This is a genomic window from uncultured Ferrovibrio sp., assembly GCF_937960835.1.
Taxonomy (GTDB): domain Bacteria; phylum Pseudomonadota; class Alphaproteobacteria; order Ferrovibrionales; family Ferrovibrionaceae; genus Ferrovibrio.
In genome coordinates this window covers 70,820-93,475 of the sequence record NZ_CALGPC010000006.1, presented here as the reverse complement: position 1 = coordinate 93,475, position 22,656 = coordinate 70,820, and the positions used below count along the sequence as shown (strand labels likewise).

The following is a 22,656-nucleotide window of genomic DNA, read 5'->3' as shown; positions in this document are numbered from 1 at the left end:
CGCCTTTTGCTTTCGAAACGGCTTACTGGAAAGCCTGGATGCCGGTCTGGGCACGGCCGAGGATCAGCGCATGGATGTCATGCGTGCCCTCGTAGGTATTCACCGTCTCCAGATTCATCAGGTGGCGCATCACATGATATTCCTCATGGATGCCATTGCCGCCGTGCATGTCACGCGCCATGCGGGCGATTTCCAGCGCCTTGCCGCAATTGTTGCGCTTGATCAGCGAGATCATTTCCGGCGTTGCCAGATCCTGGTCCTTCAGACGGCCGACGCGCAGCGCAGCCGTCAGGCCGAGCGCGATTTCGGTCTGCATGTTGGCCAGTTTGAGCTGGATGATCTGGTTCGCCGCCAGCGGACGGCCGAACTGCTTGCGCTCCAGCACATAGCTGCGGGCCTGATGCCAGCAGGCTTCCGCCGCGCCCATGGCGCCCCAGGCGATGCCGTAACGGGCATTGTTCAGGCAGCCGAATGGGCCCTTCAGCCCCTCGACATTCGGCAGCAGGTTGTCTTCCGGCACGAACACCTTGTCCATCACGATCTCGCCGGTGATCGAGGCGCGCAGCGACAGCTTGCCGTGAATCTTCGGCGCCGACAGGCCCTTCATGCCCTTTTCCAGCACGAAGCCGCGGATCACGCCGTCTTCGGTCTTCGCCCAGACGACAAAAACATCGGCGATCGGCGAATTGCTGATCCACATCTTGGCGCCGGTCAGCTCATAGCCGCCCTGGACCTTCTTGGCGCGGGTCTTCATGCTGCCCGGATCGGAGCCATGGTCCGGCTCGGTCAGGCCAAAGCAGCCGATCCACTCACCGCGGGCCAGCTTGGGCAGATACTTCTCGCGCTGCGCCTCGGTGCCATAGGCATAGATCGGATGCATCACCAGGCTGGACTGCACGCTCATCATCGAACGATAGCCGCTGTCCACCGCCTCGACTTCGCGGGCGATCAGGCCATAGGCGACATAGGAAGCGCCGGCGCAGCCATACCCCTCGATGGTCGGGCCCAGCAGGCCCAGCTCGCCCATTTCGCGGAAAATCGCCGGATCGGTCTTCTCCTCGCGGAAGGCTTCCTTCACGCGCGGCAGCAGCTTGTTCTGGCAGTAGTCGCGGGCGGTGTCGCGGACCAGGCGCTCTTCTTCCGTCAGCTCGGCCTCCAGATTGAAGGGATCATCCCATTTGAAGGTGGCCTTGGCGGCGGAGGCGGGCTTGGCGGCTTGTACGTTCATGGCGTTCCTCGGACGGACGTGACGGAATGAATAATGGGCCGGGAGTCTAAACCCCTTGGCGGAAGGGGCAAGCTGTCAGACCGGCCATTGGCGCGCAAACGAATTCTCGCTATTAATTGATAACCGGAGGTTATCAACTTTTTATGGCCCTTCCCCGCCGTTTCCTGCCGCCCTTATCCGCCCTGATGGCTTTCGAGGCGGCCGCCCGCCATGGCAGCTTCACGGCGGCAGCCCATGAGCTCAATGTCAGCCAGGCCGCCATCAGCCGCCGGGTGCAGCTTCTGGAGGAGCTGCTCAGTCTCACGCTGTTCGAGCGGATCCGCCAGCGTGTGGTGCTGACCCCCGCCGGCGCCGCCTATGCCCGGGAATTGCAGGAGGCGCTCGGCCGTATCGGCCGGGCAACCGTCAACACCATGGCGGCGCGCGAAGGCAATGCGACGCTGAATATCGCCACCCTGCCGACCTTCGGCACCCGCTGGCTGATCCCGCGTCTGCCGGATTTCGCCGCCAAGCACCCGCAGATCACCATCAACCTGCCGACGCGCATTGAGACCTTCGACTTCACGGCCGAGCCCTTGGATGCCGCGATCTCCTTCGGTGATCCAGTCTGGCCGGGCGCGGTGGTCGACCGCCTGATCGAAGAAGAGCTGGTGCCGGTTGCGGCAAGGAAGCTGCTCGCCCGGCATCGCATCCGCAAGCCGGAAGACCTGTTCAAAATCCCGCTGCTGCAGCAGGCGACGCGCCCCACCGCCTGGGCGGACTGGTTCGCGGCCCTGAACATCGCCTGCCCGCCGGTGCCGCTTGGTCCGCGTTATGGCCAATTCTCAATGGTGGTGCAGGCTGCCGTGATTGGCCTCGGCGCCGCCATCGTGCCGCGCTTTCTGGTGGAGCGCGAATTGAAACAGGGCGAGCTGATTGCGCCCTTTTCGCAGACGATCGGCAGCAAGCAGGCCTATTGCCTGTTCTACCCGGAAGCCAAGCGCAACGACCCGGCCCTGCGCGCCTTCCGCGACTGGCTGGTGGAAACCGCCAAGCCTTTAGCGGCTGCCGATCCGGCGGCTAAGTCCTGAGATAGGCGTCGAGCGCGTCGAGATGGCGCTGCTTCGCGGCACTGTCGAGGAAAGCGGCCTTGAAGCCGTTGCGGGCCAGAATGGCAATATCGTCCCGCGTCAGATCCAGCGCCTGCTGCACGGCCTGGTAATTCTCGTTCACGTAGCCGCCGAAATAAGCCGGATCGTCCGAATTCAGCGTCACCACCAGATTGGCCTGCAGCATGCGGCGCAACGGATGCTGTTTCATATCGCTGACCACGCAAAGCCGCAGGTTCGACAGCGGGCAAACCGTCAGCGGCACCTGCTCGCGCGCCAGCCGCGCCGTCAGCTCCGCATCTTCCAGCGCCCGGTTGCCGTGGTCGATCCGCTGCACCTTCAGGAGGTCCAAAGCCTCGCGCACATAGTCCGGCGGCCCTTCCTCGCCGGCATGCGCGACTGCCTTCAGCCCCAGTTCCCGCGCACGGGCGAAGACTCTCTGGAATTTCGACGGGGGATGGCCCTTCTCGGATGAATCGAGACCGACGCCGATGAAGCGGTCGCGCCATGACAAAGCCTCATCCAGCGTACGCTGCGCGCTGGCTTCGTCGAGATGCCGCAGGAAGCAGAGAATGAGCTGCACGGTGATGCCGAATTCGCGCTCGGCATCTTTCAGGGCGCGCCACAGGCCGTCGATCACCGTCTTGAAGGCCACGCCGCGTTCGGTATGACCCTGTGGATCGAAGAAGATTTCCGCATGCCGGACATTCTGCGCGGCGGCGCGTCGCAGATACGCCATCGCGAGATCGTAGAAATCCTGCTCGTGCAGCAGAACGCTCATGCCCTGATAATAGAGATCGAGAAAATCCTGCAGATTGCCGAAGCGGTAAGCCTGCCGCAGCGCATCGACATTGACGTAAGGCAGGCTGACGCCGTTGCGCTCGGCCAACGCAAACATCAGTTCCGGTTCCAGACTGCCTTCGATATGGATATGCAGCTCAGCCTTGGGCAATCCGGCGATGAAGTGAGTGGGATCGGCCATGGCATGACTCTAGCGCGCCGGCATAGTGGCGGCAATTATCGCGGCAACCGGTCCTCTTGTGACGGCGGCACCGGTGCAAACACGATCAGTGCCAGTTATATTCCTTGAAGAGCCGCCATGCTTGTTCGCGGCTGAGTGCAGAGTTTAAGACAAGGAGCCGTCGATGGTCGAACGCATGCCGCCCGGCGCCGCGGCGCCGATGCCGAACCGCCTCTGGTGGCTGATCGTGCTGCGCGGCCTTGCAGCGCTGCTGTTCGGCCTGATCGCTATCTTCTGGCCGGGCATCAGCCTGGAGTTTCTGGTCATCCTGTTCGGCGCTTATGCCCTGGTGGACGGCCTCATCACCTTGTTCAGCGCGATACGCATGCCCGCCGGCCTGCCGCAGCGCGCCTTCCTGATGCTGACAGGCTGCGTCGGCATCGCCATCGGATTGATCAGCGTGCTGTGGCCAGCGGTGACGGTGGTGCTGCTGGTCTATTTCGTTGCCGCCTGGGCGCTTGTGTTCGGCCTGATCGAAATCGCCGGCAGCCTGCAGATGAAACGGCAGCTTGGCCCTGATTGGCCGGTCAGCAAGGGCGGCATCCTTTTGGTCATTTTCGGCCTGCTGCTGATCAGCTTCCCTGGTGCCGTCGCCGTGGCAGCCACCTGGGTGATCGGCATCTTCGCCCTGCTGCTGGGCGCCGGCTTGCTGACCTTTGCCTGGCGGCGCCGCAGGCGCGACCGGATGGTTCTTTAAACCTGCCGTCACACCGACGGCAGGATGATAGTCACGATGAAACCGCCGCCCGGCCGGTTGGCGGCGACAATTGAGCCGCCGACGGATTCGATGTTGCGTTTCGCCAACCACAGCCCGAGGCCGAAATTGTCAGGCTTCTTCTCTTCGCCGTTCTCACCGGAAGCCGGCCGGAAGGACGCATGCCGCTCGAAGATATGCGGCAGAAGCTCGGGTGCGACGCCAGGCCCGGCATCGGCCACGATCAGCAGCACGCGCCCGGTGCCGCGATGCAGTGTCACCGTGACCACGCTGCCGACCGGCGCGAAGCTCAGCGCATTCTCAATCACCTGACTCAGCGCTTCGGCGATCAGCCGGCCGCCGCGCGGCGCAGCCGCCTCGGCCTCCACCGAGGTCGTCAATGTGATGTTGCGGGTGGCCGCATCGTCGCTGAAGGTCTCCACCACATCCTCGACCAGCGCGCCCAGATCGACGGCTTCGCGCGGCGGATCGAGGCGGTCAGCTGCGACATCGTCGAGACGGCGTGCGGCGCGCACGAGGCCATCCAGCCGATCCAGCGCGGCATCGATTGCCTGCAAGGCCTGCTGCCCGCGCCGGTCATCGGCGGTAAGACGATGCCGCAGCGGCACCAGGGCCTGCCGTATCGTTCCCAGCGGCGTCTTGAAGGCATGGGCGTTTTCTTCCGCGGCCTGACGCAATTCGGATGCGGTGGCGCGCAGGCTGTCTTCCATGCGGTCGAAGGCGATGGCGACCGGCTGCAATTCAGGAATCTTGTTGCGCTGCGCGAACAGGCCTTCGACTCGGCGCTCGGCCACCGCCCGCGCCGTTTCGGTAAAGCGCCGCAGCCCGCGCCACAGATCGAAGGCAATCAGCAGCACGATGGCGGCAAAGCCGAGATAGATCGCCGCCGCGATCTGCACTTCCGGCGCCTTCCAGTAGGGCTGCCCCAGGCGCTGTTCGGAGGCTTCGGTAAGATCGTTGGAAATCACCAGTGCCCAGCAGCCGCGCTGCGTCCGCACCGGCGTGATCGCCGAGATCAGTTCTGCCGCGCCATCCTGGCGCTCGATGCGCAGCGCCAGCGGCAGATCGCCGCCGCAGGTGGCGCCAAGCTGCTCCAGCACACCGGCATCGGCCAGTTCGCGCTGCTCACGCTCCAGTTCATCAGGCGGCACCGGCGGCGCCGAGGCGACATAGAGAAAACCCGCGTCCGGCGGTCCGTCATGCGGCCGGAACAGCAGTCGCAAGCTGACGCCTTCCGTCTGAAAACGCGCCAGCTCCTCGCCCAGGCGGAACAGCGGGATCATGTCGGCGCGCTGCAGGCGCTCCTCCAGCACGCGCCCGACCGTCAAACCTTTCACGCGGATGCTTTCCAGCAGCAGGCGCTGCCGGTCGAGATCGGCCTGGCGGAATGTGACGTAGAGAATGGGCGGCAGGGCGATGAACAGGGCCGCCACCAGCAACGCCCGCAGAGTCAACGAGCGGCCGAGCCGGCTGAAACGCCCTTCCCGCTTAACCATGACGCCAACGGTAACCGAAGCCTGGATAGGTTTCGATAGCGTCGAAGTCGGGATCAAGATCGCGGAATTTCTGGCGGATGCGCTTCACCATCGCGCGCACATTGGCGCGATAGCCGTCCGGCCCCTGTCCCGCTTCGAAACCCGCACCGCGCACCGCGTCGTAGATCTCGCGATAGCCGACATCACGGCCGATGCGCTGCGCCAGCAACTGCACCACCTTGAACTCGCCATGGGTGAGATCGACCTGCTGGCCGTTCCAGGCGGCACGCGCGCTGGCCACATCCAGCATCAGTCCCGTCGGCCCCTGTTCGGCGGCCGGATTGGCGGCCGGCTGCTTGGTGGTCAGAGCGATGCGCAGGCGCTGCAGGATGATGGCAAAGCTCTTGCTCTTGTCGACGAAGTCGATGGCGCCGAGCTTCAGCCCCTTCTCCTCGAAGATCGGCTGATTGAGCCCAGTCAGGAACAGCACCGGGAAATCGTGACCGGCGGCGCGCAGCTTTTCCAATGTTGCCGGACCATCGGGATCGGGCATCTGCCAATCCAGCAGCAATGCGGTGGGCCGATTGCCTTTAAGCAGCCAATCGAGCAGCACCGCGCCGCCTTCGAAGGTTATGGCACGATAGCCGGCTTCCGCCAGATTGGCCGAAACCGTATCGCGGAACAGGCCGTCGTCGTCGACGACGGCGATCAGCGGAGCATCAGCGGCGACCGGCATCACGGGCGATCCTTGCCAGGCAAGCGTCTGTCGCGGGGTTTTTGTCGGGCATGCCATTCACTTCATATTGGAGCGTATAAAAATCGTTGCGCTGGGTATCGAAATAAAGATAGGCAGCCAGCACACATTCGCCGCCGCCGAATTCAAGCACTCTTGCCGGCGGCGCGTCACGTTCGCGAAGCGGCTGACCGAACTGCCGCGTCAGGCCATCGCGGTTCAGCCCCATTACCACCGGCACGCCATCCGTCATCACCGGTATCTGCGGCGCGGCCTGAGGTGCGGCCTGATGATGCACTGCCAGATTCGGCTTCGACCGCGGCAAAGGCGGCATTGGCCGAGCGTCCTGTACCGGCGGCAGCTCTGACGGCGGCAGTTCCGGCTCCATCACGACGTCCGGCTCCGGTTCTACGCGATGCAGAAAATCGCAGCCCGCCAAGGCTATGGGCAGGACAAGCGCCCATAGCATGGGACACCAAGGACGTCGCTGGAAAAACGAATCGGGCATGTCTGGACGATACGCAAGCGCCGCGTAGCCGAAAAGCCACCTTATTCTTTCAGATTGGAACAGATGCAAAAACAACCCTGAGTGAGGAAGTCATTAGCTTATAGTAAAACTTGTGACCTAATTGTGATCTAAAGCCGATATACTTGTGACTGCCGCAATAAAACGCAGACGGTTTTAAATAATCATTGCTGCGGCCTCCAAGTTCGGACAAGTCTTGTCTCAACAAGACGTTCACGCCGATTCCTCCTCTCAGTGAAATCGCTTAAGTGAAAGAGAAATCGCTAAGTGAAAGAATCGGCAAGGGTTTACGCAAAGGGTTTACGGAGGTCCGTTTAGTGAAGAAGTCGCAGATCGTTGCCCTTGCTTTGGCCGGTTTGGCGGCGGCGGGCTGTTCGGGTTTGAACGAGCAGCAGCAACGCGCCTTATCCGGTGGCGCCCTCGGGGCGGCAGGCGGTGCGGCGGTCGGTGCCTTGACCGGCAGCACGGTAACCGGTGCGCTGATCGGCGCTGCCGCGGGCACAGCTGGCGGTCTGCTCTATCATGAGAGCAAGAAGTAACTGGTTTTTGGTTGAGTTAGCGGAGCGGCGCGTCATGCCTGCCTCAACCCCGTGGTGGAGCACCCCCTCCATCGCCGCGCCGCGGCCTGGTCGCCGACCCACCCTCGGCCTGGCCGCTGCCATCGTCGCCTCGGTGTTATCCGGGGTGGCGATGGCAGATCCGCCCCCCCCTGCCTCCCCGTCGCCCTGGGCTTCCCCCCAGGGCTGGCGGGGGCAGGTTCCCTTCCAGCAGCCCCGCTATATGCCTGCGCCGCAGCCTTATATGGTCTACGCCGTGCCATACGGGATTAATCACGGTACCTGCGACCGCAATCTGCTCGCCAAGGAACTGATGGGCAGCCTCACCAGCGCCGAGATCGCCCCCGCCAAGGCCAGCATGAACAGCGCCGGCAACGCCGAAACCCCGAAACTGGCGACCGCCGCAACGACGGCGCCGACGACTACGATGCCGGCGGCCACGATCCTGGTCGGCAGCCCCATCGCCCGCAGCATGGATGACGTGGATCAATCCTGCGTCAGCCGCGTTCTGGAATATGCGCCCGATCACTCTGCCGTGCAGTGGTATGGCGCAACAGGCACCGGCTATGCCGTCACGCCGCTCCATACTTTCGAGCGGGATGGACGTTATTGCCGGGAGTATCAAACAACCGCCGTAATTGGCGGCCAGGATAAACGCGTGTACGGAACAGCCTGCCGGATGCCTGACGGCGGCTGGCAAACCGTCAGCTAAAAACGAATTCCAGCTAAAAACGAATTCGCCCAAAGAATTCGTAAACAGATCATCCCCAGAATCGCCGAATGGAGGCGAAGATGCTGACCAATACACTGCTGCTTTACGTCACCCAGGAAGCGCTGGAAAAAGCGCGCGAGCGGCTGGCGGCCTTCGCCGCGCCGAACCAGGGATACGCAACGGTCGCCAAGGCCTGGCAGATCGCGCCGAAGATGCGCCTGAAGAAGGCCGAGAAATCCTGGCCGACGCGCCATTGAGCCGCGTCGCTCAAAGAAATCGATCAGACAAAAAGCCCGCCTTCGAAGCGGGCTTTTTTTATGTCGCCTTCATGCCGGTCGCAACCGATTCTAGATCAGCAATTTACGGATTCGCGCCGAGATCACATCCACCAGGCTGACCAGCAGGATGATCATGATCATCACGGCGCAGGTCTTGCCGAAATCGAAGCTGCGGATCACCTCCCACAGCACCACGCCAATGCCGCCGGCACCAACCATGCCGACGACCGATGCCGAGCGCAGATTCGATTCGAAGCGATACAACGAGTAGGACACCCAGAGCGGCATGACCTGCGGGATCACGCCATAGGCAATCTCCTCGATGGCGTTGGCGCCGGTGGCGCGGATGCCTTCCACCGGCTGCGGATCGATCGCCTCCACGGCTTCGGAAAAGAGTTTGGCGAGGATGCCGGTGGTATGGACGAACAGCGCCAATGCGCCGGCGAAGGGTCCGAGCCCCACCGCCACGACGAACAGCATGGCAAAGACCATCTCGTTGATTGCGCGGCAGGCATCCATCAGGCGGCGGACCGGCTGATGCAGCCAGGCCGGCGTGATATTGGCGGAGGCGAGCAGCCCGAAGGGCACCGCGAAGATCACCGCCAGCAACGTTCCCCAGATGGCGATGTGCAGCGTGATCGCCAGCTCCGACAGATAGTAGCGCCACTCGCTGAAATCCGGCGGGAAGAAATCGCCGAGGAAGACCGTCATGTTGCCGGCGTCGGCGATCAGCTTCATCGGCGCAATCTCAGCACCCTTGCAGGACCAGATCAGCATGGCTGCCGCCAGGGCGTAGACCGCCAGCTTGCCCAAAGAGGTTTTCAGTCCCGCCTTGGGCGGATGGATTGGATGCTTCGTGATGGCAGCCGCAGGTACAGTCATGGAAACCTCGCCGGATTCATGCCGGGCGGCTGGGATACCCAGCCACCCAGCAATGCTGCTTACGAGCCCATCTGCCTGTTGAGATCGGCCAGCTTGGCCTCGATCTCGGCCAGCTTCCTGGCTTTCTCATCCGCCGCCATATTGGCGTCGGCCTCGATCTTCAGCTTGTCGCGGAACAGCGCGAGCTGACGGATCGGCAAAAGCTGCTTGTTGGAGGATTCGCGGAACGGTCCCCATTGCAGATCGGCCAGCACCTTGAGCTCGCGATTGAGCCGTTCGGCCGGTTTGCCGGGCTGCCGCGTGCCATAGGTCATGAAGAAGGCCTTGATCTTGGTCTTGTCGGCCTCCGGCAGATCCTTGCGCCAGACGATCGGATCGGACGGGATCAGCGGCGATTTCCAGATCGTCTTCACCTCGGCCGCCTTGGCCGGCTGGCTTTTCTGCAGGCGCTCCAGGTTCTCGTTGTTGTTCGTCGCCAGATCGACCTGCCTGTTGGCCACCGCGAGCGCGTTGACCTCATGATTGCCTGTCACCACGCGGGCAAAATGCTTGCGCACGTCAATATTGTTCTGCCCCCAGGCATAGAAGCCCGGCACCAGGAAGCCGGAGGTCGAATTCGGATCGCCATTGCCCAGCGTGTATTTGCCCGGCGCCTTCAGCACGTCCTCCAGCGAATTGATCGGGCTGTCCTTATGCGCCAGCAGCAGCGACCAGTAGCCCGGCGCGCCATCCTTGGAGGTGGTCTGCGCGAAGATCTCGCCATCGGCGCGGTCGACCGCCTGCATGGCCGAGGCATTGCCGTACCAGGCCACCTGCACCTTGTTGAAGCGCATGCCCTCGATCACGCCGGCATAGTCGGGCGCGAAGAAGGCATTCACCTTATAGCCGGTCAGCTTCTCCATATCGGCCAGGAACGGCTCCCATACCGTCCGCAGGTTCGCACTCGACTCGGTCGAGATGATGCCGAAATTGACTTCCTTCAACTCGGATGCCTGGATGTTCTGCGCATAGGCGGCCAGGGCGAGGCTTGCCATTGTGGCTTTCAGGATGGTGCGGCGAAGCATTGGTTCTCTCCCGTTGATGGATGACGCGAAGGATCAGGCAGGCATGGCTTCGGGCTGCAGCAGCAGGCGTTGCGCGGCTACCGGGACAGGCGGCATGCCGGCGGCGGACGAAGACCAGCCGCCATCCAGATCGCCAAATTCCAGACCGGTATCGTTGCCGTAGATGCCGCGCAGCAGCGCCGCCGTAACGCCGCTGGCGGCGCCGTCGAACACCACCCTGCCGTCACGCAGCGCGATGACGCGTCGGCAGTATTTCAGTGCGAAGTCCACCTGATGCAGCGACACCACAACGGTGACGCCGTCGTTGCGATTGATGTCGGCGAGGCTCTCCATCACCTTGCGCGAGGCTTCCGGATCAAGCGAGGCGATCGGCTCATCTGCCAGGATCACGCCTGCCTTCTGCACCAGCGCGCGGGCAATCGCTGCACGCTGCTGCTGGCCGCCGGATAGGGTTGAGGCGCGCTGGAAGGCACAGGGCGCGATGCCGACCCGGTCCAGCGCATGGATGGCGATACGGCGCTGCTCGTCGGTAAACCAGCGCAGCAGCGTGCGCCACAGCGGCATGCAGCCCAGATTGCCGGCCAGCACATTGGTGATCACCGGCATGCGGCCGACGAGGTTGAACTGCTGGAAGACGAAGCCGATGCCGGCGCGGGTGCGGCGGATGCCGCGCGCGATCCGTCCATCTTGCTGTACCATGCGGCCATTGACGATGACCTGCGCATGCGCGCCGCGGTCGCCCGGCATGAGACCGGCGATATGACGCAGCAAGGTCGACTTGCCCGAACCCGACGCGCCGATCAGCGCCACCATTTCGCCCGGCTGGATCGTCAGGCTGATATTCTCAAGTGCGCGCTTGCCCGTCCGGAAGGTTTTCGATAGATGGGCGATCTCGATGGCGGCCCGCATGCGATTCCCTCGGCTCTTCCCTGTTGGCCCGTCGCTGTCGCAGACGGTGATAGCGACGGGGGGTGACACTTCTGTTGCAGATCGGCGTCGCCTGGATGAAATCGGACCTGCCTCCGGCCGGAATCAGGACCCATAACGAATTTGTCTAGGGAAACCCGCCATGGCTTCGCGCTTTGCTCTCTATGCCGCTCCGCCTGCCGACGGCCCGCTGCATAAATTCGCAGCCGAATGGCTCGGCTGGGACCCGGAGACCGGCGAGGGTCTTCCCATCAAGCCAGCGGCCGGTTTAAACGCGGAGCGCATTGCCGCGCTGACCGCAGAGCCACGGCGCTACGGCTTTCACGGCACGCTGAAGCCGCCTTTCCATCTGGCGGAAGGCTGCGATGAAGGACAGCTCATCGTCGCGCTTGAGCGCTTCGTGGCGGCACGCAAGCCGATCCGCCTGCGGTTGAAGCTGGATGTCTTAGGTAGCTTCCTGGCCCTGCGGCCCGATGCACCCTGTCCTGAGATCGACGCGCTGGCCGCCGATTGCGTGCGCGACTTTGACCGCTTCCGCGCGCCCCCGTCAGAGAGCGAACTTACCCGCCGCCGCGCCGCCGGGCTGACCGAGCGCCAGGAGCAATATCTGGCGGCCTGGGGCTATCCTTATGTGATGGAGGAGTTCCGGCTGCATTTCACGCTGACCGGCCGCATCGAAGATGCCGCCGAGCGCGAGAAGCTGTTCCGGCATCTGCAAGCCCAAACGGCGCCCCTGATCCGCGATCCTTTCATGGTGGACGAGATCTGCCTGTTCGTGCAGCCCGCCAGCGACGCGCCCTTCCGCATCGCCGGCCGCTATCGCTTCGGCGGCTAGCCGCGCGCGCCTTCGAAAATCAGCCGGGCGCCCAGCAGGCCCATCACGCCGCCCGCCAGCCGGTCGATCCAGCGTTTCGAGCGCAGATAGGCTGCCCGCGGTCTGGGGGCTGAGAAAGCCACGGCGACGATGCAGTACCAGCAGAACTCGACCGCAAAAAGCAGCGGCGGCAGCAGCAAGGTCATCCAGAGCGGCGGATCGGCCGGCAGCAGGGCCGCGAAGATGCTGGCATAGACCACGGCGGTTTTCGGATTGCTGAGCTGCGTTGCCAGACCGATAAAGAAGGCACGCAACACACCGCGCCCTGCTTCCGCCTGCGGCGTTTCCATCCGCAGCGGCTGCGTGGCACCGCGCCAGATCAGAAAAGCGAGATAAAGCAGATAGGCGCCGCCGATCAGCTTCAGCGCCAGATACAGCCATCCGACCTGCATCAGCAACGTCACCAAGCCCAGCAAGGCCAGGCTGGCAAAGGTCATGCCGCCCAGCCCCATGCCGAAGGCCGCAGCGATGCCGACGGCGCGCGAGCCGGCAATGGCGGTGCGCGCGACCAGCACGAAGCTTGGCCCCGGACTGGCCGCGCCAATCGCGATGGCGCCGAGAATGCTGAACAAGGGAAGCAGGGACGGCAGGATATCCATGATGGCGCTCATGATAACGCTCCGGGCGGTCAGGCGGCGATCATGCGCGATTTTTTGCCGCCATGCACGCCGTTGCAGACCGCATTATGAAACCGGCTGCTGCTCCAGCAGAGCGAGAAACTGCCGCACCGTATCGGCCAGCGCGCCGTCGTTGTTCAGCACCACGACATCGTCACCCGACAGAGTGAAGGCCGCGGCGCGGGCCAGGCGTTCCTCGATCTCGGCCGGTGTTTCACGGCCGCGCTTGATCAGGCGGGCGCGCAGTACATCTGGTGAGGCCGTGATCAGCACCACGATCAGGCCGGGAAATTTCTGCCGCGCCTGATCGATCACGGCGCGCGAGACATTGATCACCACCTGTCTGCCGGCCTTCCAGTCGGCGATGACGCTGGCCGGAATCCCGTAATGCAATCCGTGCGCACCCCAGGACAATGCGAAATCGCCCTGATTCTTTTTGACGGCAAACTCCTCTTCGGTGATGCCGATGTAATCTTCGCCGGCAAGACCGGAGGGCCGCGTAATGTAGCGGCGCGGAAACACCACGTCAGAACGCTCTTTCAGCGCGGCGCGCGCCCCGTCAATGACGGCATCCTTGCCGACCCCGCTGGGGCCGACGACCAGAATCAAACGGCCCGTCATGACGCAACGCTCAGCACTGTGGCGATCATGGCGGCGGCCTCTTCCGGCAACATCGTGAAATGCATGACACGCTTACTTACATCACGCGCTGGCCATTGCGCCAGACGGCGCGCACCACCGGCGTGTCGTCGATCAGGCTGACGCGGACGAGATCGGCGCGCCGCCCCGGCTCGATCGCGCCGCGATCCTTCAGGCCAATGGCGTCCGCCGGATTGGCCGAAGCCATCGCCACCGCCTGCGGCAGCGAAATGTCCGGCACTTCCTTGGGCAGCAGGAAAACCGACTGGATCATGCTGCTCGGCACGTAATCCGAGGAGATGATGTCGAGCTGGCTCTCCTCGGCCAACGAGCGCGCCGAGATGTTGCCCGAATGCGACCCGCCGCGCACCAGATTGGGCCCACCCATCATCACCTGCATGCCATGCTGGCGCGACAGGGCCGCCGCTTCGCGCGTGGTCGGGAATTCCGCCACCACCATGCCGTCGGCCGCGGCTTCGGCCACATGCTCGGGCGTGGCGTCATCATGGCTGGCCAGCGGCAGGCCCTTCTCGCGGCACAGCGCCACGATGCGGCGGCGGTTCTGCGCGCCATAGGCTTTGGCATTGGCGATCTGCTCGGCCATGAACTGATCCATGGCCTCGCCCGACAAGCCGTACTTGCGCTGGTAATACTGCCGGTATGTCTGCAAATTGACGAATTGCCGCTGGCCCGGCGTGTGGTCCATCACCGAAACCAGCTTCAGCCAGCTCAGTTCGGTCAGCGGCTCGACCAGCGGCATCAGATTCTTGAACGAGATTTCGCAGCGCAGATGCAGCAGGTGTTCCGCGCGCAGCATGCCGCCCTGCTGGCTCGCCTCGATGGCGGCGATCATGTCGCGCAGGATTTCCATGCGCACCGCATTATCGCGCAGATCACCCACCGCGATGGCGTCCAGCACGGTGGTAATGCCGGCGGCGGCGATTTGTGCGTCATGGCTGATCACCGCCAGCTTGCCGGGCCAGCGCACGCCAGGCCGCGGCGCGAAATGCTTTTCCAGATTGTCGGTATGCAGTTCGACCAGCCCGGGCAGCAGATAATCGCCGCCGAAATCCTCGGCACCTGCCACCGGGCGGCTGTCGGAATCCAGATCGGCGATCACGCCGTCGCGAACCAGCAGGCTGCCGGACTCGATGATGGCATGGCGGCCGACGATGCGGGCATTGGTAATGGCCAATTCAAAACTCATGCCGCGGCTCCCAGGGCTTGCAATGGTAACAGGCGGGTGGTGATGGCGGCGCGCGTTTCGGCATCATGCACGATGGCAACGATGGCCGCGCCGCGCTCGCGGGCATCATTGATCAGGTTTATGACAATTTTGCGGTTGTGATCATCCAGTGATGCCGTCGGTTCGTCCAGCAGAAGAATGGGATACTCCGCGGCAAAGCCGCGCGCGATATTGATACGCTGCTGCTCGCCACCTGAGAAAGTCGCTGGCGGCAGGCTCCACATCTTCTCCGGAACCTGCAGCTGGCTCAGCAGCAGGCGCGCCCGCTCCCTTGCCGCCTCGGCCAGAACGCCGCGCGCAATCAGCGGCTCGGCCACGATATCCAAAGTCGCCACGCGGGGAATGACGCGCAGAAACTGCGTCACGTAACCCAGCGTGCGCTTGCGGATATCCAGCACCACGCGCGGCTGGGCGCCGACGATATCGACCAGTTCACCGTCATGGCGTAGCAGGATGCGTCCGCCCTGGGGCCGGTAATTGCCGTAGATCGAGCGCAGCAGGGTGGACTTGCCCGCACCGGACGGCCCGTGCAGGGTGACGCATTCGCCCGCGCTGACGCTCAGCGAGGTATCGCGCAGCACCGGCAGCGCCACGCCGCCCCGCAGATGCAGGGTGAAGGTCTTTTCCAGATTTTCGACGCGGATCATCTCCATGGCAGCCTCACACGCTGAGCACGGAGGATACCAGCAGCTGCGTATAGGCATGCTGCGGATCGTCCAGCAACTGGTCGGTCAGGCCGGTCTCGACCACTTCGCCATGGCGCATCACCATCAGGCGATGCGCCAACAGGCGCGCCACGCCCAGATCGTGCGTCACCACGATGGCGGCGACATTGTAGTCCTGCACCAGCCGGCGGATCAGGTCGAGCAGCCGTGCCTGCACGGAGACATCCAGCCCGCCGGTCGGCTCGTCCATCAGCACGATGCGCGGACGGGTCACCAGGTTGCGGGCGATCTGCAGGCGCTGCTGCATGCCGCCCGAAAAGCTGCGCGGCAGATCGTCGATGCGCTCGCCCGGCATCTCGACGGCCGCCATCCATTCCAGCGCCGTGTCGCGCAGGCTGCCGTAATGCTTCCGGCCCAGCGCCATCAACCGCTCGCCGATATTGGCGCCGGCTGAAAAATTCATGCGCAGACCATCGCGGGCATGCTGCTGCACGAAACCCCATTCGGTGCGCATCAGATGGCGCTTGCGCGATTCCAGCGCCGTAGCAAGATCGACGATGTCGCCGGCTGCCGTGCGGTAGAGGATCTTGCCGCCATCGACGGCGATCCGCCCGGCGATGCAATTGAGCAAAGTCGACTTGCCGGAGCCGCTCTCGCCGACAATCCCCAGCACCTCGCCGGGCCAGAGCTCGAAGGATATGTCGCGGCAGGCCACCTGGCGGCCGAAACTCTTGCTCAAGCCCTCGACGCTCAGCAAAGGCATGTCGATCATTGTGCCGCCTCTTCCTTGTAGGGCGCCGCCATGCGGCCGCGATGTCCGGCAGCCTGGCGTTCGCTGCAATAATCGGTATCCGAGCAGACGAACATCCGCCCGCCCCTGTCGTCGAGAATCACCTCGTCGAGGAAGCTGTCTTCGGCGTTGCACAATGCGCAGGTCTCCGGCCAGCGTTCGATCTGGAAGGGATGGTCCTCGAAATCGAGCGGCTTGACCTCCGTATAGGGCGGCACGGCATAGATGCGCTTCTCGCGCCCCGCACCGAACAATTGCAGCGCCGCGTTCATATGCAGCTTCGGCGTATCGAATTTCGGGATCGGCGAGCAGCGCATCAGATAGCGGCCATTCACCATCACCGGATAATCGTAAGCGGTCGAGATATGGCCATGCCGTGATATATCCTCATACAGCTTCACATGCATGACGCCGTATTCGCTCAGGGCATGCATCTTGCGCGTTTCGCTTTCGCGCGGCTCCAGCCAGCGCAGGGGCTCCGGGATCGGCACCTGATAGACGAGGATCTGATTTTCCGTCAGCGGCATTTCCGGCACGCGGTGGCGCGTCTGGATAAGTGTCGCCTCGCGGGTCTTTTCCGTCGTCGCTACACCGGTCATGCGGGTGAAGAAGCGGCGGATCGAGACGGCGTTGGTGGTGTCGTCGGCACCCTGGTCGATCACCTTCAGCACATCATTCTTGCCAATCACCGCGGCCGTCACCTGCATGCCACCGGTGCCCCAGCCATAGGGCAACGGCATTTCACGGCTGCCGAACGGCACCTGATAGCCCGGAATCGCGACGGCCTTCAAAATGGCGCGTCGGATCATCCGCTTGGTCTGCTCGTCCAGAAAGGCGAAGTTGTATCCTGCCACGGTCGCCGTTGCCGCGTAGCTCTGCTGAATCGTCATTGCGCCGCCTCCCGAAGCGCTTCCTCGCGCTCGGCCGCAATCTCCGCCCGCATGGTGCGCACCAGGGTCAGTTCCGACTGGAAATCGACATGATGCGGCAGTTTCAGATGCTGCACGAAGCCCGAGGCTTCCACGTTGTCGGCGTGATACAGCACAAATTCCTGATCCTGCGCCGGCGCGGTCACGTCCTCGCCCAATTCCTCGGCCCGCAAAGCGCGATCGACCAGCGCCATCGCCATCGCCTTGCGCTCGGCATAGCCGAAGCTCAGGCCATAGCCGCGGGTGAATTTCGGCGGCTCGGTTTTGGACCCCCGGAACTGGTTCACCATCTGGCATTCGGTAACGGTGATATCGCCGATATCGACGCTGAAGCCGAGTTCCGGCACGTCGATCTCAACCGAAACCTCGCCCGAGCGGATTTCGCCGACGAAAGGATGCGACCGCGCATAGCCGCGCTGCGTCGAATAGCCGAGCGCCAGCAGATAGCCCTCATCAGCGCGCGCCAGATTCTGCAGCCTGACATCGCGCCCGGCGGGCAGCAGCAGCGGCTCACGCGTCAGATCGCCGACCGGCGCGTCATCCGGATCGGGCTTTTCCTGCTCGATCAGCCCTTCGGCATTCAAAAGATCGACCACCTGCGGCAACGCATCCGCAACACTGCCGCCGTTTCCCTCCGCCTGCGGCGCCTCGCCCTTAGCCAGCAGGCTGAAATCCAGCAGGCGGTGAGTGTAGTCGAAGGTCGGCCCCAGCAACTGACCGCCCGGCATGTCCTTGAAGCAGGAGGAAATCCGCCGCGATACCTGCATTCTGGCCGTATCGATCGGCTTGGACACGGCGAAACGCGGCAGGGTCGTGCGATAGGCGCGCAGAAGAAAGATCGCCTCCACCTGATCGCCGCGCGCCTGTTTCAGCGCCAGCGCCGCCAGATCGGGATCGTAGACAGAGCCTTCCGTCATCACGCGGTCGACCGCGAGGCTTAGCTGCTCGCGGATCTGCGCAACCGTCAGTTCCGGTACATCGGGATCGCCGCGGCGGTCCTCAGCCAGAAGCTTATGGGCGTTCTCGATGGCGGCTTCGCCGCCTTTGACGGCCACATACATGTCAGGCCTCCGTCGCGAAGGTGATCGCCGTGCTGCGCGGCAGGCCGATCAGGTCAGTGCTGCAGCACAGATAAAGGTCGAGGCCGCGCGGAAAGGCCGCGCTCAGCGCCGCGCGCTGTTGCCAGAACGCCATTGGCAGACCGCAGGGCGGCATGGCGACGCCGTCCTTGATGCCCGGTCCGCGCCATTGCATCGCGGTTTTTCCTTGCAGCGTCGCAACCTGGATCAGCAGCGTGGCACCCTTCTCCGGCGCTTCGTCGCTGCCCTGAGCAAAATTTTCCAGGTTGGGCAGAGGCTGGCCGGCATTGAGCAGTGCGAATTGCGCCGCACCCGCCTGCGCGACAACCGGCGCGCCGGTATGGAACCGCAGCCAGTTCTTCAGGGCAGGCGTATCGAAGCCGGGCCCGAGCCAGACCGGCGTATCCAGATCGCATAAGGTCAATGCGGCAGCCGCCAGGGCCTGCGTCACGCCATCAGGACGGCCAATGTCGCCGGCGATGCTGGCAATGCGGCCAGGCCGCGCCATCGCATCCAGAAGCGCGCGGAAGCTTGCCTGGCTTTGCTGCACCGGATCGCTGAATCCTGCAGGCGGGGCGGATGATGAAGGTGCTGATGACAGCATGGTCATGCTCAGCCCTCCCCGCGCACGAGGGTGAAGAAATCAACCTTGGTGGCGGCGACTTTCTCCGCGCGTTTCTGCCGCTTCTCGGCCAACAGCTTCTGCGCCGGCACGATCAGGTCGGCCTCGATCTTCGGCGCATGGGCCGGATCGAGCGCCAGCGCGTCGAACAAAGCCACCAGCTCCGCCTTGCGGGCATCGCGGCCCTGCACGTAGCCCACGCCCATCAATTCCCGGCCAGCCGCTTCCACGGCGACGACGCAGCGCGTCACCGTCATCTCGCCCAGATTAAAGCGCTGCCCAACGCCGCCGGCGCGGGCCCGCACCATCACCAGTCCCGTCTCCGGCACCTTGAGATGGCGGTAGCGCGGCTTCTCCGCCAGCCCGTCCCAGGCTTGCTGCAGGGCGGTGGCGTCAGTCCGCGCCAGAATGGCAAGCCGGCGCTGCCGCGCAGTAATGGCTGGATCGTCTGGAGAAAGGGCTGCGGTCATCTGGACCTCTTGCACATTCGTCTAAATTTGTCTAGACATCTATATGTCTAATCCCTGATCCGGATCTTATCAAGCCAGCATTTGGGGAAGTTTTTATGACAATCGGCTTCGACAGTCGTTTTAAGAACGAGCAGGCATCGACGTGACCGGCGACAGCGCATCGGACATTGGCAAGATCGAGCGTGGCAGCGGACTTACCGTCTGGCGGCAGATCGCGGCCAATCTCGAACAGGCGATCCGTCGCGGCGACTACAAGCCCGGCACGCAATTGCCGACCGAGAAGCAGCTTGCCCGCCAATTCGGCGTCAACCGCCATACCGTCCGGCAGGCGATGAACCGGCTGGCCGAGCATGGCCTGGTCAGCATCGAGCAGGGCCGTGGCATGTTCGTCGCCGAAAGCTCGCTCGATTATGCGCTCGGGCCGCGCACGCGCTTCACCGAGAACCTGCTGACCAGGCAGAAGAAGCCGATGCGTGAATTGATATTTGCCGAAACCGTGCCTGCGCCGGGCGACATTGCCCGCGCACTTGGCATCCCCACCGGCGCGCCGGTCTGGCAGCTTGAGACGCGCAACAGGGCGGACGACAAGCCAGTTAGCGTCAGCAGTCATTATTTCACCGTCGATCGCTTCCCCGACATGCCCGAGTTGTTCCGACGCGCGGGCTCGATCACCGGCGCGATGAAGCTTGGCGGGGTAGCGGATTATTCCCGGCGCACCACGCGGATCGCGGCGAAGCTGATCTCTGCCAGCGACGCACGTCTGCTGCAACTGCCGCGCACGCGTCCCGTTCTGGTCAGCGAAACCGTCAATGTCGATCCGCGCGGTAAGCCGGTGGAATTCGTCCGCGCGCGTTTCGCCGCCGACCACATCACGCTCAGCATCGAATATCTGGCTTGATCTGGCCCCGATGAACCCTGATCTGGCCTGGGCTTACGGCACCCGCAGGCGGCCCAGCACAGCAAGGCTGCGCCGGTCGATGACGATGGCTTCGCCATTCTGCGGATAAGCCTCAGTGAAGGCGCCAATCGTCGCGTGATGCGAAATGAGGATTACCGGCCGGTCTTCCGGCAGGCTGTGAATCAGGGCGCGCAGCTCTGCCATCTGCGCCGCGCGGCGCTCCGGACGGCCATGCAGCGAGGCGAGCGCGGGCGCAACCTCGACGCGGCCGAGATCCAGCAGCCGCGCGGTATCCTGGGCCCGGCACCAGGCGCTGCTCAGCACCAGGGCCGCATCGACGCCGTTGCGGCGGAATTCATTGCCGAAGCGGCGCGCCTGATTGCGGCCGGCCTCGGACAGATTGCGTTGCGTGCTGCAGTCATCCAGCCGAAAGCCGGGTGGATCGCCGATTCCTGGCGCTTCCGCATGGCGGATCAGCGCCGCGGCACGCCGCTCACGCAAGGCCTGCCATAAACTACCGTCGTCACTGGCCACCGCCGGGCAGATGGGCCACAGCAACAAAACGACGACACAGTGGATCAGACGCCGCACGCTCACCTCGCCAGCCCGCGCATTCGTACTAAGTCCTAAGTCATAGAGCATCCGCTCCAGCCGCCCAGGGCTGACCGAGCAGCGGCTTAAGATGACGGAATGGGGGCCTGCAATGAATCTGCCCGTTTCCGATGTGCTGAAACTGATCCTGACGGCGCCAGCGCCGCCGGTGGTTGCCGGCGCCTTACCGTCCGACCGCTTAGCGCCGCTCTTCAGCGCGCTGCAATCGGCCAAGCCGCCGCGCCCGCCGGAGGAAATCGAGGACGATATCTGGGCGCTGTGGACCGCCCATGACGATCCGGCGCTGGAGGCGCGCATGCAGCGGGCGATCTCGGCCATCGCGCGCCGGCGTTTTTCCGAAGCCGAGACCCTGCTCGATGCACTCGTGCGCGAGGCGCCGGACTGGGCTGAGGCCTGGAACAAGCGCGCGACGCTTTATTACCTCACCCGCCGCGACGCCGAGAGCCTGGAGGATATCCGCCGCACCCTGGCGCTGGAACCGCGCCATTTCGGCGCCATCTGCGGCTTCGCCCAGATCTGCCTGCGCTGCGGCGAGAAGGCGGCAGCGGCCAGCGCCTTCAACGCCGCGCTGCAGATCAATCCGCATCTCGATAGCGTTCGCGCGATTCTGGCCGAGCTGGAACCGGCGCCGCCGCCGCGGCTGAACTGACCAGGCATCAGCGTCTGCATCAAATCGCACACAATTCCGGTTGACGATTCTGCTGACCGGCTTTACGGCTGATTGCGCTTCACGCGCCTTTTGCCTGCCCGGAGTTTTCGCCTACATGACCGATCTTGCCCTTGAATGGCTCAATCTGGTGCTGCGCTGGATGCACCTGATCTTTGGCATCGCCTGGATCGGCTCGTCCTTTTTTTTCATCTGGCTCGACAATTCGCTGCGCAAGAGCGAGCACACCAAGCCCGGCGTGCTGGGCGAGACCTGGATGATCCACGGTGGCGGCTTTTACTTCACCGAGAAATACGCGGTCGCTCCGCCGCAGCTGCCCAAGGAACTGCACTGGTTCAAATACGAGTCCTACTTCACCTGGCTGTCGGGCTTCTTCCTGCTGGGCGTGCTGTATTACGCCGGCGCCGATCTCTATCTGATCGACAGCAAGGTGCTGCCGCTCGCGCAATGGCAGGCGATTGGCATCAGCGTCGGCTCGCTGATCCTTGGCTGGCTGCTCTACGACCGGCTGTGCAAATCGCCGCTGGGCAAGAACGATGCAGCCCTGGCCATGGTCGGATTCGTTCTGCTGGTAGCCGCCGCCTATGGCTATGCGCAGGTCTTCTCAGCCCGTGCCGCCTATCTGCATGTCGGCGCGCTGATCGGCACGATCATGACGGCCAATGTCGCCCATGTGATCATTCCGAACCAGAAGAAGGCCGTGGCCCAGATGCTGGCCGGCCAGACGCCGGACCCGGTCTATGGCAAGCAGGCCAAGCAGCGTTCGCTGCACAACAACTACCTGACCCTGCCGGTGCTGTTCGCCATGATCAGCAACCATTACCCGGTGACCTACGGCCATCCTTATGGCTGGGTGATCCTGGCCGTGGTGATGATCATCGGCGGTCTGGTGCGGCATTTCTTCAACCTGAAGAACCAGGGCCGCGGCCAGCGCTACGAGTTCCTCGTCATCGCCTTCCTGCTGGTGGTCGGCCTCGTCTTCTTCACTCAGTGGGATCCGCGCCGCAGCGCCCATGCCGGCAATGTCGGCGTCGAGGATGCGCAGCGCATCGTGGCGGCGCGCTGCACCGCCTGCCATGCCGCACGGCCGACCTTTGACGGCATTGCCGAGGCACCGAAAGGCGTGATGTTGGAAACGCCCGAACAGTTGCGCCGCTTCGCCGCGCTGATCAACCAGCAGGCCGTGCGCACCGAAGCCATGCCGCCCGGCAACATCACCGAGATCACCGAGGAGGAGCGCCAGATGCTCGGCGCCTGGATCACCGCCGGCGCGAAGCTGGATTAGGGCTGCGCGTTACCCGCGGTCTTTTTCCATTCGGTACAAGACGCCCGGGTCAAGCCC

The 22,656-nt window shown here is 63.8% G+C and carries 27 protein-coding genes; 9 read left to right on the top strand and 18 right to left on the bottom strand.

Annotated features, from left to right (window positions below; all coding sequences use genetic code 11):
- Positions 1 to 22: 22 nt before the first annotated feature.
- On the bottom strand, positions 23 to 1,228 hold the full coding sequence (locus Q0603_RS04845) for an acyl-CoA dehydrogenase (protein ID WP_298722875.1): 1,206 nt from the start codon (positions 1,226 to 1,228) through the stop codon (positions 23 to 25).
- Positions 1,229 to 1,371: 143 nt separating this feature from the next.
- Between Q0603_RS04845 and Q0603_RS04840 the strand changes: the two genes are divergently transcribed.
- The gene (locus Q0603_RS04840; protein ID WP_298722872.1) at positions 1,372 to 2,298 is read left to right on the top strand and encodes a LysR family transcriptional regulator; all 927 of its coding nucleotides are present in this window, start codon (positions 1,372 to 1,374) and stop codon (positions 2,296 to 2,298) included.
- Here Q0603_RS04840 and Q0603_RS04835 read toward each other — a convergent pair.
- A complete protein-coding gene (locus Q0603_RS04835; RefSeq protein ID WP_298722869.1) occupies positions 2,288 to 3,298 on the bottom strand; it encodes an adenosine deaminase in 1,011 nt (336 codons plus the stop codon). The genes Q0603_RS04840 and Q0603_RS04835 overlap by 11 nt on opposite strands.
- 163 nt (positions 3,299 to 3,461) lie before the next feature.
- On the opposite strand from Q0603_RS04835, the gene Q0603_RS04830 reads away from it, so the two are divergent.
- A complete protein-coding gene (locus tag Q0603_RS04830) occupies positions 3,462 to 4,034 on the top strand; it encodes a DUF308 domain-containing protein (RefSeq protein ID WP_298722866.1) in 573 nt (190 codons plus the stop codon).
- A gap of 8 nt (positions 4,035 to 4,042) precedes the next feature.
- Here Q0603_RS04830 and Q0603_RS04825 read toward each other — a convergent pair whose 3' ends face one another.
- From Q0603_RS04825 to Q0603_RS04815, 3 genes are read right to left on the bottom strand one after another with little or no spacing between them, the layout of a single operon-like run.
- Positions 4,043 to 5,548 carry an ATP-binding protein gene (locus Q0603_RS04825; RefSeq protein ID WP_298722863.1) on the bottom strand — a complete coding sequence of 502 codons (1,506 nt, stop codon included), beginning with the start codon at positions 5,546 to 5,548 and terminating at the stop codon, positions 4,043 to 4,045.
- Complete coding sequence (locus tag Q0603_RS04820) at positions 5,541 to 6,263, bottom strand: response regulator transcription factor (protein ID WP_298722860.1); 723 nt, start codon at positions 6,261 to 6,263, stop codon at positions 5,541 to 5,543. The genes Q0603_RS04825 and Q0603_RS04820 overlap by 8 nt, the downstream gene beginning before the upstream one ends.
- On the bottom strand, positions 6,247 to 6,837 hold the full coding sequence (locus Q0603_RS04815; RefSeq protein ID WP_298722857.1) for a hypothetical protein: 591 nt from the start codon (positions 6,835 to 6,837) through the stop codon (positions 6,247 to 6,249). Before Q0603_RS04815 ends, Q0603_RS04820 begins: the two co-directional genes overlap by 17 nt.
- A 197-nt stretch (positions 6,838 to 7,034) precedes the next feature.
- Between Q0603_RS04815 and Q0603_RS04810 the strand changes: the two genes are divergently transcribed.
- From Q0603_RS04810 to Q0603_RS04800, 3 genes are all read left to right on the top strand, one after another.
- Positions 7,035 to 7,325 (top strand): glycine zipper family protein, encoded by a 291-nt coding sequence (locus Q0603_RS04810; RefSeq protein WP_298722854.1) that lies wholly within the window; start codon positions 7,035 to 7,037, stop codon positions 7,323 to 7,325.
- 241 nt (positions 7,326 to 7,566) lie between these two features.
- Entirely contained in the window at positions 7,567 to 8,055 is a 489-nt protein-coding gene (locus Q0603_RS04805) for an RT0821/Lpp0805 family surface protein (protein ID WP_298722850.1), read from the top strand.
- Positions 8,056 to 8,135: 80 nt separating this feature from the next.
- A complete protein-coding gene (locus Q0603_RS04800; RefSeq protein ID WP_298722848.1) occupies positions 8,136 to 8,312 on the top strand; it encodes a hypothetical protein in 177 nt (58 codons plus the stop codon).
- Positions 8,313 to 8,402: 90 nt separating this feature from the next.
- Here the strand turns inward: Q0603_RS04800 and phnE are convergent, their stop codons facing one another.
- The 3 genes from phnE to phnC are packed head-to-tail and all read right to left on the bottom strand — an operon-like array spanning position 8,403 to position 11,188.
- Entirely contained in the window at positions 8,403 to 9,215 is an 813-nt protein-coding gene (gene phnE, locus Q0603_RS04795; RefSeq protein ID WP_298722846.1) for a phosphonate ABC transporter, permease protein PhnE, read from the bottom strand.
- Positions 9,216 to 9,274: 59 nt separating this feature from the next.
- Positions 9,275 to 10,279, bottom strand: coding sequence for a phosphonate ABC transporter substrate-binding protein (phnD, locus tag Q0603_RS04790; RefSeq protein ID WP_298722843.1), 1,005 nt, complete (start codon positions 10,277 to 10,279; stop codon positions 9,275 to 9,277).
- A 33-nt stretch (positions 10,280 to 10,312) separates the two neighbouring features.
- Positions 10,313 to 11,188 carry a phosphonate ABC transporter ATP-binding protein gene (gene phnC, locus Q0603_RS04785; RefSeq protein ID WP_298722840.1) on the bottom strand — a complete coding sequence of 292 codons (876 nt, stop codon included), beginning with the start codon at positions 11,186 to 11,188 and terminating at the stop codon, positions 10,313 to 10,315.
- 160 nt (positions 11,189 to 11,348) lie between these two features.
- Between phnC and Q0603_RS04780 the strand changes: the two genes are divergently transcribed.
- Positions 11,349 to 12,041 carry a DUF1045 domain-containing protein gene (locus tag Q0603_RS04780; RefSeq protein WP_298722837.1) on the top strand — a complete coding sequence of 231 codons (693 nt, stop codon included), beginning with the start codon at positions 11,349 to 11,351 and terminating at the stop codon, positions 12,039 to 12,041.
- Here Q0603_RS04780 and Q0603_RS04775 read toward each other — a convergent pair.
- The 9 genes from Q0603_RS04775 to phnG all read right to left on the bottom strand — a co-directional run bounded on the left by Q0603_RS04775 (position 12,038) and on the right by phnG (position 19,137).
- Entirely contained in the window at positions 12,038 to 12,691 is a 654-nt protein-coding gene (locus tag Q0603_RS04775) for a LysE family translocator (RefSeq protein WP_298722834.1), read from the bottom strand. The genes Q0603_RS04780 and Q0603_RS04775 overlap by 4 nt on opposite strands.
- 72 nt (positions 12,692 to 12,763) lie before the next feature.
- A complete protein-coding gene (gene phnN, locus Q0603_RS04770) occupies positions 12,764 to 13,318 on the bottom strand; it encodes a phosphonate metabolism protein/1,5-bisphosphokinase (PRPP-forming) PhnN (protein WP_298722831.1) in 555 nt (184 codons plus the stop codon).
- 76 nt (positions 13,319 to 13,394) lie between these two features.
- Positions 13,395 to 14,543, bottom strand: a complete 1,149-nt coding sequence (locus Q0603_RS04765) for an alpha-D-ribose 1-methylphosphonate 5-triphosphate diphosphatase (RefSeq protein ID WP_298722828.1) — start codon at positions 14,541 to 14,543, stop codon at positions 13,395 to 13,397.
- Positions 14,540 to 15,235, bottom strand: a complete 696-nt coding sequence (gene phnL, locus Q0603_RS04760) for a phosphonate C-P lyase system protein PhnL (protein ID WP_366132447.1) — start codon at positions 15,233 to 15,235, stop codon at positions 14,540 to 14,542. Before phnL ends, Q0603_RS04765 begins: the two co-directional genes overlap by 4 nt.
- Before the next feature lie 7 nt (positions 15,236 to 15,242).
- Positions 15,243 to 16,019 carry a phosphonate C-P lyase system protein PhnK gene (phnK, locus tag Q0603_RS04755; protein WP_298722826.1) on the bottom strand — a complete coding sequence of 259 codons (777 nt, stop codon included), beginning with the start codon at positions 16,017 to 16,019 and terminating at the stop codon, positions 15,243 to 15,245.
- Complete coding sequence (locus Q0603_RS04750) at positions 16,016 to 16,927, bottom strand: alpha-D-ribose 1-methylphosphonate 5-phosphate C-P-lyase PhnJ (protein WP_298722823.1); 912 nt, start codon at positions 16,925 to 16,927, stop codon at positions 16,016 to 16,018. Before Q0603_RS04750 ends, phnK begins: the two co-directional genes overlap by 4 nt.
- Positions 16,924 to 18,027 carry a carbon-phosphorus lyase complex subunit PhnI gene (locus tag Q0603_RS04745; protein WP_298722820.1) on the bottom strand — a complete coding sequence of 368 codons (1,104 nt, stop codon included), beginning with the start codon at positions 18,025 to 18,027 and terminating at the stop codon, positions 16,924 to 16,926. Before Q0603_RS04745 ends, Q0603_RS04750 begins: the two co-directional genes overlap by 4 nt.
- A gap of 1 nt (position 18,028) precedes the next feature.
- A complete protein-coding gene (gene phnH, locus Q0603_RS04740; protein ID WP_298722817.1) occupies positions 18,029 to 18,655 on the bottom strand; it encodes a phosphonate C-P lyase system protein PhnH in 627 nt (208 codons plus the stop codon).
- Positions 18,656 to 18,657: 2 nt separating this feature from the next.
- A complete protein-coding gene (gene phnG, locus Q0603_RS04735; RefSeq protein WP_298722815.1) occupies positions 18,658 to 19,137 on the bottom strand; it encodes a phosphonate C-P lyase system protein PhnG in 480 nt (159 codons plus the stop codon).
- Between the two features lie 142 nt (positions 19,138 to 19,279).
- Here phnG and phnF point away from each other — a divergent pair, with 142 nt between their 5' ends.
- Positions 19,280 to 20,035 carry a phosphonate metabolism transcriptional regulator PhnF gene (gene phnF, locus Q0603_RS04730; protein WP_298722813.1) on the top strand — a complete coding sequence of 252 codons (756 nt, stop codon included), beginning with the start codon at positions 19,280 to 19,282 and terminating at the stop codon, positions 20,033 to 20,035.
- 33 nt (positions 20,036 to 20,068) lie between these two features.
- On the opposite strand, the gene Q0603_RS04725 is transcribed toward phnF, so the two are convergent.
- Complete coding sequence (locus Q0603_RS04725) at positions 20,069 to 20,626, bottom strand: histidine phosphatase family protein (RefSeq protein ID WP_298722810.1); 558 nt, start codon at positions 20,624 to 20,626, stop codon at positions 20,069 to 20,071.
- 112 nt (positions 20,627 to 20,738) lie between these two features.
- Here Q0603_RS04725 and Q0603_RS04720 point away from each other — a divergent pair, with 112 nt between their 5' ends.
- Positions 20,739 to 21,296 (top strand): hypothetical protein, encoded by a 558-nt coding sequence (locus tag Q0603_RS04720; protein ID WP_298722807.1) that lies wholly within the window; start codon positions 20,739 to 20,741, stop codon positions 21,294 to 21,296.
- A gap of 115 nt (positions 21,297 to 21,411) precedes the next feature.
- Entirely contained in the window at positions 21,412 to 22,599 is a 1,188-nt protein-coding gene (locus tag Q0603_RS04715; RefSeq protein WP_298722804.1) for a urate hydroxylase PuuD, read from the top strand.
- Positions 22,600 to 22,656 lie beyond the last annotated feature (57 nt).

Bases quoted from the DNA above. Each gene is read 5' to 3' on its own strand.
- phnG (WP_298722815.1), bottom strand. From the start codon at position 19,137: ATGACCGCAGCCCTTTCTCCAGACGATCCAGCCATTACTGCGCGGCAG.
- Q0603_RS04800 (WP_298722848.1), top strand. From the start codon at position 8,136: ATGCTGACCAATACACTGCTGCTTTACGTCACCCAGGAAGCGCTGGAA.
- phnD (WP_298722843.1), bottom strand. From the start codon at position 10,279: ATGCTTCGCCGCACCATCCTGAAAGCCACAATGGCAAGCCTCGCCCTG.
- Q0603_RS04765 (WP_298722828.1), bottom strand. From the start codon at position 14,543: ATGAGTTTTGAATTGGCCATTACCAATGCCCGCATCGTCGGCCGCCAT.
- Q0603_RS04780 (WP_298722837.1), top strand. From the start codon at position 11,349: ATGGCTTCGCGCTTTGCTCTCTATGCCGCTCCGCCTGCCGACGGCCCG.
- Q0603_RS04820 (WP_298722860.1), bottom strand. From the start codon at position 6,263: ATGCCGGTCGCCGCTGATGCTCCGCTGATCGCCGTCGTCGACGACGAC.
- Q0603_RS04845 (WP_298722875.1), bottom strand. From the start codon at position 1,228: ATGAACGTACAAGCCGCCAAGCCCGCCTCCGCCGCCAAGGCCACCTTC.
- phnE (WP_298722846.1), bottom strand. From the start codon at position 9,215: ATGACTGTACCTGCGGCTGCCATCACGAAGCATCCAATCCATCCGCCC.
- phnN (WP_298722831.1), bottom strand. From the start codon at position 13,318: ATGACGGGCCGTTTGATTCTGGTCGTCGGCCCCAGCGGGGTCGGCAAG.
- Q0603_RS04715 (WP_298722804.1), top strand. From the start codon at position 21,412: ATGACCGATCTTGCCCTTGAATGGCTCAATCTGGTGCTGCGCTGGATG.
- phnC (WP_298722840.1), bottom strand. From the start codon at position 11,188: ATGCGGGCCGCCATCGAGATCGCCCATCTATCGAAAACCTTCCGGACG.
- Q0603_RS04775 (WP_298722834.1), bottom strand. From the start codon at position 12,691: ATGAGCGCCATCATGGATATCCTGCCGTCCCTGCTTCCCTTGTTCAGC.
- Q0603_RS04840 (WP_298722872.1), top strand. From the start codon at position 1,372: ATGGCCCTTCCCCGCCGTTTCCTGCCGCCCTTATCCGCCCTGATGGCT.
- Q0603_RS04720 (WP_298722807.1), top strand. From the start codon at position 20,739: ATGAATCTGCCCGTTTCCGATGTGCTGAAACTGATCCTGACGGCGCCA.
- Q0603_RS04745 (WP_298722820.1), bottom strand. From the start codon at position 18,027: ATGTATGTGGCCGTCAAAGGCGGCGAAGCCGCCATCGAGAACGCCCAT.
- Q0603_RS04825 (WP_298722863.1), bottom strand. From the start codon at position 5,548: ATGGTTAAGCGGGAAGGGCGTTTCAGCCGGCTCGGCCGCTCGTTGACT.
- phnH (WP_298722817.1), bottom strand. From the start codon at position 18,655: ATGACCATGCTGTCATCAGCACCTTCATCATCCGCCCCGCCTGCAGGA.
- Q0603_RS04830 (WP_298722866.1), top strand. From the start codon at position 3,462: ATGGTCGAACGCATGCCGCCCGGCGCCGCGGCGCCGATGCCGAACCGC.
- Q0603_RS04835 (WP_298722869.1), bottom strand. From the start codon at position 3,298: ATGGCCGATCCCACTCACTTCATCGCCGGATTGCCCAAGGCTGAGCTG.
- phnK (WP_298722826.1), bottom strand. From the start codon at position 16,019: ATGATCGACATGCCTTTGCTGAGCGTCGAGGGCTTGAGCAAGAGTTTC.
- Q0603_RS04805 (WP_298722850.1), top strand. From the start codon at position 7,567: ATGCCTGCGCCGCAGCCTTATATGGTCTACGCCGTGCCATACGGGATT.
- phnL (WP_366132447.1), bottom strand. From the start codon at position 15,235: ATGGAGATGATCCGCGTCGAAAATCTGGAAAAGACCTTCACCCTGCAT.
- Q0603_RS04750 (WP_298722823.1), bottom strand. From the start codon at position 16,927: ATGACGATTCAGCAGAGCTACGCGGCAACGGCGACCGTGGCAGGATAC.